Annotated in this window: 9 protein-coding genes; all 9 read left to right on the plus strand. The window is 40.6% G+C overall.

Translation table 11 applies throughout. The annotated features are described in order from the left end of the window. The first annotated feature begins 15 nt into the window (after positions 1–15). Positions 16–903, plus strand: coding sequence for a translation elongation factor Ts (gene tsf / locus CSV77_RS01075; protein WP_099630941.1), 888 nt, complete (start codon positions 16–18; stop codon positions 901–903). 79 nt (positions 904–982) lie between these two features. Beyond that, on the plus strand, positions 983–1,711 hold the full coding sequence (pyrH, locus tag CSV77_RS01080) for a UMP kinase (RefSeq protein ID WP_099630942.1): 729 nt from the start codon (positions 983–985) through the stop codon (positions 1,709–1,711). Continuing rightward, positions 1,708–2,265: a ribosome recycling factor gene (gene frr / locus CSV77_RS01085; protein WP_099628101.1), complete on the plus strand. Its 558-nt coding sequence runs from the start codon at positions 1,708–1,710 to the stop codon at positions 2,263–2,265. Before pyrH ends, frr begins: the two co-directional genes overlap by 4 nt. 132 nt (positions 2,266–2,397) lie before the next feature. Continuing rightward, entirely contained in the window at positions 2,398–3,189 is a 792-nt protein-coding gene (locus tag CSV77_RS01090; RefSeq protein ID WP_099630943.1) for an undecaprenyl pyrophosphate synthase, read from the plus strand. Beyond that, positions 3,186–3,980 carry a phosphatidate cytidylyltransferase gene (locus CSV77_RS01095; RefSeq protein WP_099671978.1) on the plus strand — a complete coding sequence of 265 codons (795 nt, stop codon included), beginning with the start codon at positions 3,186–3,188 and terminating at the stop codon, positions 3,978–3,980. Before CSV77_RS01090 ends, CSV77_RS01095 begins: the two co-directional genes overlap by 4 nt. A gap of 19 nt (positions 3,981–3,999) precedes the next feature. Next, entirely contained in the window at positions 4,000–5,154 is a 1,155-nt protein-coding gene (dxr, locus tag CSV77_RS01100) for a 1-deoxy-D-xylulose-5-phosphate reductoisomerase (protein ID WP_099671979.1), read from the plus strand. 36 nt (positions 5,155–5,190) lie between these two features. Continuing rightward, positions 5,191–6,450, plus strand: coding sequence for an RIP metalloprotease RseP (gene rseP / locus CSV77_RS01105; RefSeq protein ID WP_099671980.1), 1,260 nt, complete (start codon positions 5,191–5,193; stop codon positions 6,448–6,450). Positions 6,451–6,468: 18 nt separating this feature from the next. After that, on the plus strand, positions 6,469–8,163 hold the full coding sequence (locus CSV77_RS01110) for a proline--tRNA ligase (RefSeq protein WP_099672232.1): 1,695 nt from the start codon (positions 6,469–6,471) through the stop codon (positions 8,161–8,163). A 64-nt stretch (positions 8,164–8,227) separates the two neighbouring features. After that, positions 8,228–12,535 carry a PolC-type DNA polymerase III gene (locus CSV77_RS01115; RefSeq protein ID WP_099671981.1) on the plus strand — a complete coding sequence of 1,436 codons (4,308 nt, stop codon included), beginning with the start codon at positions 8,228–8,230 and terminating at the stop codon, positions 12,533–12,535. Positions 12,536–12,623: the final 88 nt, after the last annotated feature.

The raw sequence follows: 12,623 nt of genomic DNA on the forward strand, positions 1-12,623 counted from the left end.
AGGAGGAATTTTCAAATGGCAACAATTACAGCCCAAATGGTTAAAGAACTTCGTGAAAAAACAGGCGCAGGTATGATGGACTGCAAAAAGGCATTAACTAAAGTAGACGGTGACATGACTGCAGCAATGGAGTATATGCGTGAAAAAGGCCTTTCAAGTGCAGCGAAAAAAGCAGATCGTATTGCAGCTGAAGGTGTTGCAAACATTTTAGTTCAAGGTAATGATGCAGTTATACTTGAAGTGAATGCTGAGACAGACTTCGTAGCAAAAAACGAAGGCTTCCAAACTCTTGTTAAGGAAATTTCTGAGTTCTTACTTGCAACGAAACCTGCTTCAGTAGAAGAAGCTAACGCAGCGAAATTAGACAACGGTTTGACAGTGTCTGAACACATTTCAAACGCAGTAGCTAAAATTGGAGAGAAAATTACTCTTCGCCGTTTTGTAATCCGTGAGAAAACAGATCAAGACGCTTTCGGTCCTTACCTACACATGGGCGGACGTATTGCCGTGTTGACTGTTCTTGAAGGTTCAACAGATTCTGAGGCAGCGAAAGATGTCGCAATGCATATCGCAGCAATGAATCCAAAATACATTTCACGCGACGAAGTATCTGCTGACGAAGTAGAAAAAGAGCGTAATGTATTGACTGAGCAAGCTTTAAACGAAGGTAAGCCAGAAAATATCGTAGCGAAAATGGTAGAAGGACGTCTTGGGAAATATTTCGAGGAAATCTGTGTCTTGGATCAAGCTTTCGTTAAGAATTCTGATCAAAAAGTTCGCGATTTCGTGAAAACAACTGGCGGAACATTAGTAGAGTTTATTCGTTATGAAGTAGGCGAAGGTATTGAAAAGCGTGAAGACAACTTTGCAGACGAAGTAATGAGCCAAGTAAAAGGTAACTAAGTATAATCCAATCGTACAGAGGGGCACATCCATCATGTGTTCCTCTTTTTTGAGAATAGGAAATTGCAGGAGGGCCAACATGAGTATTCCAAAATATAAGCGCATCGTGTTAAAATTAAGTGGGGAAGCATTAGCTGGAGACCAAGGCTTCGGATTGTCTCCGGAAGTTGTTAAATCAGTTGCAAGCCAAGTGAAAGAAGTAGTAGAACTTGGTGTAGAAGTAGCAGTAGTGGTAGGTGGCGGAAACATTTGGCGTGGGAAAGTCGGAAGTGAAATGGGAATGGACCGTACAACAGCTGACTACATGGGAATGCTTGCAACGGTTATGAACTCACTTGCTCTTCAGGATGCCCTTGAAAAGCTAGGACCAGAAACACGAGTAATGTCTTCCATTGACATGAGACAAGTAGCTGAACCTTACATACGTCGGAAAGCAATCCGTCATCTAGAGAAAAAACGTGTCGTAATATTTGCGGCAGGAACGGGTAATCCTTATTTCTCCACAGACACAACGGCTGCCCTGCGTGCTGCTGAAATCGAAGCGGATGTCATTTTAATGGCGAAGAACAACGTTGACGGTGTGTATTCTGCTGATCCGATGAAGGACTCAACAGCTACTAAATACTTAGAACTGTCCTATCTTGAAGTGATTAGTCAAGGACTTGAAGTGATGGATTCCACTGCTTCGACTCTATGTATGGACAATGATATCCCGCTCGTAGTATTCTCAATTATGGATAATGGTAATATTAAAAAAGCCGTACTAGGTGATGAAATCGGGACGGTCGTCAGGAGGAATAAGCAATGACAAAAGAAGTAATGGATCAGACGAGAGAACGTATGGATAAAGCGCATAGTGCCTATTCAAGACAGTTGGCTTCTATTCGTGCTGGAAGAGCTAACGCGAGCTTATTAGACAGAATTTCTGTTATTTATTATGGAGCACCTACACCATTAAACCAAATGGCTGGAATTTCTGTGCCAGAACCACGTTTGTTAGTAGTTCAGCCTTATGATAAGACTACAATTAGTGAAATCGAAAAAGCCATCATGAAATCAGACATCGGAATCACACCGTCTAACGATGGATCAGTTATTCGCTTAGCTGTACCTGCACTTACAGAAGAGCGTCGTAAAGATTTAGTGAAAGATGTAAAACGTGAAGCGGAAGATGCAAAAGTAGCGATTCGTAATGTTCGTCGTGACAGCAATGAAGATTTGAAGAAGCTTGAAAAAGATGCAGAAATTACTGAAGATGAATTACGCCGTTACAATGAACAAGTACAAAAGATGACAGATGAATTTATCGAAAAGATTGACCAAACTGCAAAAGATAAAGAAAATGAAATCTTGGAAATCTGAGTACAGAACTTTCTATAAGGAGGAGCGTCCTACTTTTAGGACGCTCTTTTCTTTCTTTTGCATGCTATTTACCATGCAATTTGGTAGGATAGTCAGTAGGAGTATCCGAATTGAGCCAAGTGGGGGAACGCTATGCTTAGAAAACTAATGGGAAAAAAAACGGCAGACATTCAGTTGCTGGACGAACGGATTGAAGCCGTTAAAAATAGACAAATTCCTAACCATGTGGCGATTATCATGGATGGAAACGGTAGATGGGCGAAGCAACGTAAAATGCCACGAATTGCAGGCCACCATGAAGGAATGAAAACGGTTCGGCAAATTACCAATTTTGCAAATGCCATGGGTGTAAAAGCACTCACCCTCTATGCATTTTCAACCGAAAATTGGAAGCGGCCCAGGATGGAAATTGACTTTTTAATGAATCTTCCGGGCGAGTTTCTTAATACGTATTTGCCTGAGTTAATGGAAAAAGGCATCAAAGTGGAAATGATCGGAGATATGGATGCGCTTCCGAGCCATACAGAAAAAGCGATTAAGAAAGCAATGGAACAAACTAAAGAAAATAAAGGGTTAATTTTGAATTTTGCTATGAATTATGGGAGTAGAGTAGAACTGGTTCATGCAATGAAAGAGATGGCAGAAGAAGTGGCTTCCGGAACATTAAAAGTGGAGGAAATTGATGAAGGTTTAATTGAATCCAAGCTAATGACAGCCCATTTGCCGGAACCTGACCTACTAATTCGCACAAGTGGTGAAGTACGTTTGTCTAATTTTATGCTATGGCAACTTGCCTATGCGGAATTCATTTTTACGGATGTATTATGGCCAGATTACGATGAAGACTGCTTTTTACAAGCAATAGAAGATTTCCAAAAAAGAAATCGACGCTTTGGAAGCTTGGAAGGAGATCAGAAAAGATGAAGCAAAGAATCATCACTGCTATTGTAGCTCTCGTGTTTTTTGTGCCATTGATTATCATTGGTGGATTACCGTTTATAATGATGATTTTTGCGATATCTACGATAGGTTTATATGAACTACTGCGTATGCGTAATATGTCTCTTTTTTCTACCGGTGGATTACTCTCTTGGTTACTTCTGCTCGTCATTTTACTACCATCAAGGTGGACAGAACAGGTTGAAAGTTTCCTGAGTTTAGAAAAGCTCGAAATGATCTATGTATTGATATTATTGTTATTGGTTTATACTGTAATAATGAAAAATAAATGGACATTCGAAGATATTGCATTCAGTGCAATTAGTGCGCTGTATGTTGGTATTGGTTTTTATTATTTGATCGAAACTCGACTATTCGGTTTAGAGTACATAGGCTACGCATTACTCATTATCTGGTCAACAGATTCTGGTGCGTATTTTGTTGGACGTAAAATAGGAAAACGAAAATTATGGCCGGATATTTCACCTAATAAAACGATTGAAGGATTTATTGGAGGGATAATTTCTGCGGTCGTGATTACGTTGATTTATAATATGTTCTACCCTATCGCCACGTCATTCGTGTCGTTTATTCTCATTACAATAGTGGCATCAATTGTAGGACAAATGGGTGACTTAGTTGAATCAGCACTGAAACGTTTCTATAACGTGAAAGATTCAGGGAAGCTGCTGCCTGGACATGGAGGCGTTTTGGACCGATTTGACAGTTTACTGTTTGTACTCCCGTTGCTTCACTTTGTTCAATTCATAGGATAATGGAAAGGAAGTTCATAATATGAAGAAAATCAATTTGCTTGGTGCCACGGGTTCAATCGGGACTCAAACATTAAGCATTATTGCAGCTCATCCTGATCGCTTTGAATTAACAGCGATGTCGGCAGGAAGAAATATACAAAAAACAAGTGAAATCATTACAAGATTTCAACCCAAATTAGTTTCTGTTTTAGAAGCGGCGGATGCAGAGCGCCTAAAAAAAGAATTTCCTAAAATTCAATTCGTTCATGGTGATGAAGGATTAATTGAAGCGGCAGTTGGACTGGAAGCAGATGTCTTGCTAAACTCAGTAATTGGTAGTGTAGGACTAAGACCGACACTTGCGGCGATCAAAGCCGGCATGACGATTGCCATTGCGAATAAAGAAACACTGGTGGCAGCCGGTAATCTTGTCGTAGAAGCAGCACAACGTCATAATGTTCCACTTGTTCCAGTAGATAGTGAACACTCTGCATTATTCCAGTCGTTAAATGGTGAGAATCCGAAGAGAGTCACAAATTTGATATTAACAGCATCTGGTGGAAGCTTTAGGGACTACACGCGGGATCAACTTCAGCACGTTACAGTAGAACAAGCACTCGCGCATCCAAACTGGTCGATGGGTAATAAACTAACTATCGACTCAGCAACGATGATGAACAAAGGGTTGGAAGTGATAGAAGCCCATCATTTATTTGCGATGCCATATGATCAAATAGAATGTCTACTACATAAAGAAAGTATTATACACTCGATGGTGGAGTTTGAAGATACAAGTGTCATGGCGCAACTAGGTTCACCAGATATGCGTGTTCCGATTCAATACGCACTTACCTATCCGGATCGTATTCAAATGGCTGATGCTAAACGTCTTCGTCTCGATGAAATTGGCAAGTTACATTTCGAAAAAATGGATTATAAACGATTTAAAGCCTTGTCACTTGCATATGATGCAGGTAGGGAAGGAGGCACTATGCCTTCAGCGATGAATGCGGCAAATGAAGTGGCGGTTCAACTGTTCATGGAAGGTCATATTCCTTTCTTGCAAATCGAAGAAATCATTGAAGACATAATGCAGCAGCATCAAACTATTCAAAATCCCGATTTGGAAGAAATTTTGGAGACAGATCGCAATACGCGAAAAAAAGTCTATGGTATAGTGAAGTATCAAGATTAATTTCAGGCTATTATAGCCGGTGAAGGTGGTTACTGAATGGAAACGGTTATTGCGTTTATAGTAATATTCGGGACACTTGTAGCATTTCATGAGTTTGGTCATTTCTTGTTTGCCAAGAAAGCTGGCATCATGGTTCGAGAGTTCGCTATTGGAATGGGACCTAAAATTTTAGCGATCCGCAAAGGTGAAACGCAATACACAATCCGCCTATTACCTATAGGGGGATATGTACGGATGGCTGGTGAAGATTTCGATACAGTTGAATTACAGCCAGGTTACCGTGTAGGATTATTATTGAATGCTCAAGACGAAATAGAAAAGATTTACTTAAATCGAAATGTTTCCAATCCGAATATTTTAAACGTGGAAGTTGAGTCATCCGATCTCGATAAAAAATTATATATTGAAGGATATGACGAAGATGGACAATTGGTTCATCTGAAAATTTCTAGAACAGCTTTGATTATTGAAAAAGGGCAGGAGACATTAATCGCTCCCTACGATCGTCAATTTGAGTCCAAATCATTGGGGAGCAGAGCATTGGCAATATTTGCAGGGCCGCTTTTCAATTTCATCTTGGCGTTTTTCATATTTCTAGCTCTTGGTTTAATGAATGGTGTACCAACCAATGAACCGATTATTTCGGAAGTGAAGTCGGATACGCCGGCGGAGATGGCTGGTATGAAAAAAGGTGACTTAATCACAGGAGTCGACGGTAAGTCGATTGATTCCTGGATGGAGTTTTCCGAAGCAATCCAAAAAAGCGCCGGAATCCCGATGTCAATTGAAGTAGATCGGGCGGGGAAGCAAGTGGTTTTGGATGTAGTACCTGATACGGTGGAAGATGCTGGACAGGAATTTGGTCAAATTGGTGTTATGTATTCAAGTCCATTAGAAAAAGGATTTATTAAATCCATAGTGTTCGGAGCCGAGCAGACTTATTCATGGACTGTGAAGATCTTTGAATTATTAGGTATGCTCATTACGGGTCAGTTCACAATAGACGCACTGTCGGGTCCAGTAGGAATCTATAAAGCGACAGAAGAAGTGGCTCAACATGGTATTTTCAATTTAATGAATTGGGGCGCTGTGCTAAGTATCAATCTAGGGATCATGAACTTACTGCCATTACCTGCGTTGGACGGCGGAAGGCTATTGTTCTTCTTGTTTGAAGGCTTAAGGGGTAAACCGATTGATAAACAAAAAGAAGGTATGGTGCATTTTGTAGGTATCATGTTATTAATGGTTTTGATGCTTGTTGTGACATGGAATGACATCCAACGATTTTTCTTCTAAAAAAGGTGGAAGTATATGATGAAACAATCGAAAACGTTTATACCCACAATGCGTGAAAATCCATCTGAAATAGAGATGCGTTCGCATCAGTTATTATTGCGGGCAGGTTATATTAGACAGAATGCCAATGGTGTTTACACATATTTAACTCTTGCACAAAAAGTATTTAGAAAAATCGAATCGATTATCCGACAGGAAATGGAAGCTATTGAAGGCGTGGAAATTTCTTTGCCTGCGTTGCAAAGCTCAAGTATTCTAAAGGAAACTGAACGATGGGATTCATACGGCAGGGAAATGTTCCATGTCGCTGACAGACAGACCAATCAATTGGCTTTGAGCTCAAGCGATGAAGAAGCAATCATTGACCTACTGCGTGATGAAGTTCAATCGTATAAAAAGTTACCATTAACAATTTTTCAAATCAAAACAAAATTCCGTGATGAAATAAAGCCACGTGCGGGTTTACTTCATAGCAGAGAATTCATTAGAAAAGATGCCTATTCATTCCATTCAACGCAAGAGAGTTTGGATGAAAAGTATTTAGAAGTCATGCAGGCATACACCAATATGCTAACCCGTCTTGGTATGCATTTCCGCATGGTAATATCGGATGGTGGAACAGGTTCCCATGAGTTCATAGCGTTAACCGAAAACGGAGAAGATCAAATAGCCTATAGCGATAGTTCTTCCTACGCTGCGAATATGGAGTTTGCCGAAGTCCACGTAGAATACGAGCCGTCCGATGAAAAGCAGTTAGAGATGATAAAAATCTCGACTCCGAATCAACGAACGATTGAAGATCTCGCTTCATTTTTATCAGTTAGTCCGGAGCGTATAATCAAATCATTGGTGTATAAAGTGGACAATGATTTTGTTATGGTCATTTGTCGAGGCGATCATAGCGTCAATGAATATAAATTGAAGCGGTTTCTACATGTGAAACATATGGAGCTGGCAACAGAACAACAGATTGAAGAATTATTAGGCTGTCATGCCGGTTCGATTGGGCCTGTGAAACTACCGATTGGTGTAAGGGTATATGCCGATCATGCAGTCAAAGCAATGGTGAACGTAGTAGCCGGAGCGAATATGGACGACTATCACTTATTGAATGTCAATCCTGAACGTGATTTTGCTATTGATGATTATGTAGATATTCGTTTCGTTCAAGAAGGGGACAGTTCTCCTGATGGAATAGGTACGATTAAATTCACTGAAGGTATAGGCGTGGGACATTTACGAAAATTAGGCACCGTCTTCAGTGAACAGATGAAAGGAACATTCCTCAATGAACATGGCAGAAAAAAGCCTTTCATTATGGGAAGTTATAGTCTCGGAATCTCTCGGTTACTGGCTACAATTGCCGAGCAATTCAATGATGAAAAAGGATTGAAGTGGCCGAAGCATTTAGCACCATTTGATATTCATTTGATTACAACGAATGTTAAGGATGAAGTACAAACGCAGCTGGCGGATGAGTTATATGCTGTTCTAGAATCGTATCGATACGATGTGTTATATGATGATCGTGCTGAACGTGCGGGTGTGAAATTCGCTGATGCTGACTTGATTGGTTTGCCAGTACGCATTATAATTGGTAAAAGAGCAAATGAAGGCATTGTGGAGGTTATGTACCGCCATAGTGGCGAGTCAATAGATTGGCAAAAAGAAGAAGTGTTGGAAAAGCTACAATCCTTCTTTAGTGCAGATTAATCCAAGAAGGGGAGTCCGTTAACGGAACTTCCCTTCTTTTCGCGATAGAATGGAGGAAATTTAGATGGATGCCGCTCAAAAGTTTTTAACTTTGCTGCAACAGACCGGACTGACAGATGATCAGTTCATGACCTATTTTCAAAACGGTGAGTTAAATCGTGTAACTATACAGAAGAAAACAAGAGTGTGGAAATTCAATATAACACTCGATGAAGTGTTACCTATCGAAGTATTCCAAATTATGCAACAACGTGTTCATGAATCGTTCGCAGCTATTGCGAATGTCCATATTGAAATGGAAGTTAGAAAAAATGAAGTGAATGAACAATTAATAATAGATTATTGGCCACTAATCCTAGATGAGCTAGCGGATATATCTCCTCCTATACGTCAATGTTTAGTGGAACAAAAGCCTAAGATACACGGCGAGAAATTATTGCTTACTTGCTCAAACGATTTGGAGTGTCAAACATTAAAAAATAAATATGTGGATATATTATCGTCACTCTATCAGCAATTCGGTTTTCCAAAGTATATGTTCGATGTATCGATTGTTGAATGCCATAACGCAGAAGAAGAACGTCAGCAATTTCTTTCGCAAAAGCAGCAGGAAGAAGACCTGTTATCCAAGCAAGCGTATCATCAGTTGCAACAACGTGAAACGATGAAAAGCGAGCAAGGTGATTCTGACAGAGTATTATCTCTTGGTACACCGATCAAGGCAGGCGAGCCAGTTATTCCGATCCATGAAATACAAGACGAAGAAAGACGTTTAATTATTGAAGGTTTTGTATTTGATGCGGAAGTACGAGAGTTGCGAAGTGGCCGTTCATTATTGACACTGAAAGTAACAGACTACACCGATTCAATCTTAGTCAAAATGTTTTCGCGTGATAATGAAGATGCAGAAATTATGAATTCCTTTAAAAAGGGTATGTGGGTAAGAGCTCGCGGTGGTATACAGAACGATACATTCGTACGTGACTTAATCATGATGGCGCAAGATATTGCCGTTATTCCCACTATTGAACGAATAGACAAAGCGCCTGATGGACAGAAACGTGCGGAATTACATGCGCACACATCCATGAGTCAAATGGATGCAGTCGTTTCAGCGCCAGCATTAGTGGCACAAGCAGCTAAATGGGGACATCCAGCGATTGCGATAACTGATCATGCGAACGTTCAGTCTTTCCCTGATGCTTATAACGCTGGTAAAAAACATGGTATTAAAGTGTTGTTTGGCTTGGAAATCAATCTGGTGGATGACGGTGTTCCGATTGTCTATGAAGAGCAACACCGTCTGCTTGAAACAGATACGTACGTTGTATTTGACGTCGAGACTACAGGCTTGTCAGCTGTGTACGACACGATTATCGAGCTTGCAGCTGTACGAGTGAAAGATGGAGAAATCATTGATCGGTTTGAACGCTTTGCCAATCCGCATCATCCGTTGTCGTCCGTGACGACGAATCTGACGGGTATTACAGATGACATGGTAGAAAATGCACCAGAAGTTGAAGACGTAATGGCAGAGTTTATAGAGTTTATCGGGGATGCAGTGTTGATTGCACATAATGCTTCGTTTGATATGGGCTTCTTTTATGCTTCATGTAAGCGCGCAAAAATAGAAACAATCGCTTATCCGGTCATCGATACATTGGAGCTATCTCGTTTCCTTTATCCCGAACTGCGAAATCACCGTTTGAACACATTGGCTAAAAAATTCGATATTGAATTAACACAGCATCACCGCGCCATTTACGATACAGAAGCTACTGCGTATCTGTTTTTACGCCTGCTATCGGAGACACAAGAAAAAGGTATCAAGTGGCTGGATGATCTAAATAAGAATATTGGTGAAGGGGATGCTTATAAACGCTCACGACCTTCACATTGTACTTTACTTGCGACAGATGATGAAGGGCTGAAAAACTTATTTAAGCTCGTATCTATTTCGCATATGGACTTTTTCTATCGTGTGCCCCGTATACCGCGTTCGTTACTTGTGAAATATAGAAAAGGGATAATCGTGGGTTCAGGCTGTGATAAAGGTGAAGTATTTGAAGGGTTAATGCAAAAGCCGATGGAAGAAGTAGAAGAAATCGCAAGCTTTTATGACTATTTGGAACTTCATCCAAAGCCCGTCTACTCGCATTTACTCGAACTCGATTTAATACGAGATGAGTGGAACCTCGAGGATATTATGCGGAAGATGATCAAGCTTGGTAAAAAAACGGGATTGCCAGTTTGTGCAACAGGGAATGTGCATTACTTAAATGAGACGGATGCGACCTACCGGAAAGTTCTTGTTCGTTCACAAGGTGGAGCAAATCCGTTAAATCGACACTCGCTGCCTGAAGTTCACTTCCGTACGACAGACGAAATGTTGAAAGAATTTGAGTTTTTAGGTGAAGACGTAGCAAAAGAGATTGTAGTAGACAATCCATTGAAAATTGTAGAACGTATTGGTGATGTGAAACCAATTAAAGATGACCTGTATACACCTACAATTGAAGGGGCGGAAGACGAAGTACGTGATCTGACGTATTCTATGGCACATCAAATATACGGTGAAACATTGCCAGAGATCGTTGAAGCGCGAATCATAAAGGAATTAACGTCTATTATTGATAATGGTTTCTCAGTTATTTATCTAATTTCGCATAAGCTGGTGAAAAAGTCATTAGACGATGGCTATCTAGTTGGTTCGCGGGGATCTGTCGGCTCCTCATTTGTTGCAACCATGATGGAAATCACTGAAGTGAATCCGTTGGCGCCACATTATGTTTGTCCGTCATGTAAAACATATGAATTTTTTGATGATGGTTCAGTTGGTTCAGGATATGATTTGCCAGATAAAGCATGCCCAAATTGCCAGACGATGTTCAAAAAAGATGGTCAGGATATCCCGTTCGAAACCTTCCTTGGGTTCGCGGGTGATAAGGTTCCAGATATCGATTTGAACTTCAGTGGTGAGTATCAGGCGCATGCGCATAACTATACAAAAGAGCTGTTCGGAGAAGATTATGTGTTTCGTGCAGGAACAATAGGTACAGTAGCTGAAAAAACTGCATATGGATATGTTCGAGGGTATATGAATGATAACGATATCCAAATGCGTGGTGCGGAAATTGACCGGCTTGTACAAGGGTGCTCAGGCGTGAAACGAAATACAGGACAACACCCTGGTGGGATTATTGTAGTGCCTGATACAATGGACATTTTTGATTTTACACCGATTCAATTCCCAGCGAATGATCTAGAATCAAGCTGGAAGACAACACACTTTGATTTCCACTCCATCGATAATAATTTATTGAAATTAGATATTCTAGGGCATGATGATCCGACGATGATTAAAATGTTGGAAGATTTATCAGGCATCGATGCGATGACTATTCCGCCCGACGATAAAGGCGTTATGGAATTGTTTAGTGGTACGTCTTCTCTTGGCGTAACAGAAGAACAAATTGATTGCAAAACAGGAACTCTTGGCGTGCCGGAATTTGGAACACGATTTGTGCGACAAATGTTAGAAGAAACGAAGCCGTCTACTTTCTCTGAATTAATACAGATATCTGGTCTGTCACACGGTACGGATGTTTGGCTTGGCAATGCACAGGAATTAATCCAGAATAAAACTTGTCAGCTATCAGAAGTGATTGGCTGTCGTGACGATATTATGGTTTATTTGATCTATCAGGGACTTGAACCTTCACTTGCATTTAAGATTATGGAATCTGTACGTAAAGGAAAAGGATTGACTCCCGAATTTGAAGAAGCAATGAAAGAGAATAAAGTTCCAGGTTGGTATATCGGATCTTGTAAAAAAATCAAGTACATGTTCCCGAAAGCTCACGCCGCAGCATATGTATTAATGGCACTACGAATCGCATACTTCAAAGTGCATCATCCAATTATGTATTATGCGACGTACTTCACCGTTCGAGCGACCGACTTCGATTTGGTGACGATGTGTAAAGGTTCTGCAAGTATTCGAGCGAAAGTTAAAGAGATCAACGGCAAAGGATTGGACGCACTTCCGAAAGAGAAGAGCTTAGTAATTGTTTTGGAAATAGCGTTGGAAATGGTTGAGCGAGGATTTACATTTGCGAAACCTGATCTCTATAAATCGGATGCGACACAGTTTCTTATTGAAGACAATAAACTGATTCCGCCATTTAACTCGATTCCTTCACTAGGAACTAACGTTGCAAAGACGATTGTTGAGGCGAGAAAAGACGGTGAATTTTTATCGAAAGAAGACTTCCAGAAGAGAGGTCGAGTTTCTAAAACGGTTGTGGAGTATTTGGATAACCTCGGTTGCTTGGAGGGGATGCCTGAAGCGAACCAACTATCCCTATTCTAATGGGCTTGCAGCGGTTGCTTCAGTTGCATTGTAAATGGCCTTGTGATACGATTAAAACAACTTTTGCTATACGTCTTGCGGAAAAGAG

This window comes from Sporosarcina sp. P16b, from assembly GCF_002743065.1.
Classification (GTDB): Bacteria; Bacillota; Bacilli; order Bacillales_A; family Planococcaceae; genus Sporosarcina.

Coding starts and splice junctions, on each gene's coding strand:
- tsf (WP_099630941.1), top strand. CDS start 16: ATGGCAACAATTACAGCCCAAATGGTTAAAGAACTTCGTGAAAAAACA.
- pyrH (WP_099630942.1), top strand. CDS start 983: ATGAGTATTCCAAAATATAAGCGCATCGTGTTAAAATTAAGTGGGGAA.
- frr (WP_099628101.1), top strand. CDS start 1,708: ATGACAAAAGAAGTAATGGATCAGACGAGAGAACGTATGGATAAAGCG.
- CSV77_RS01090 (WP_099630943.1), top strand. CDS start 2,398: ATGCTTAGAAAACTAATGGGAAAAAAAACGGCAGACATTCAGTTGCTG.
- CSV77_RS01095 (WP_099671978.1), top strand. CDS start 3,186: ATGAAGCAAAGAATCATCACTGCTATTGTAGCTCTCGTGTTTTTTGTG.
- dxr (WP_099671979.1), top strand. CDS start 4,000: ATGAAGAAAATCAATTTGCTTGGTGCCACGGGTTCAATCGGGACTCAA.
- rseP (WP_099671980.1), top strand. CDS start 5,191: ATGGAAACGGTTATTGCGTTTATAGTAATATTCGGGACACTTGTAGCA.
- CSV77_RS01110 (WP_099672232.1), top strand. CDS start 6,469: ATGAAACAATCGAAAACGTTTATACCCACAATGCGTGAAAATCCATCT.
- CSV77_RS01115 (WP_099671981.1), top strand. CDS start 8,228: ATGGATGCCGCTCAAAAGTTTTTAACTTTGCTGCAACAGACCGGACTG.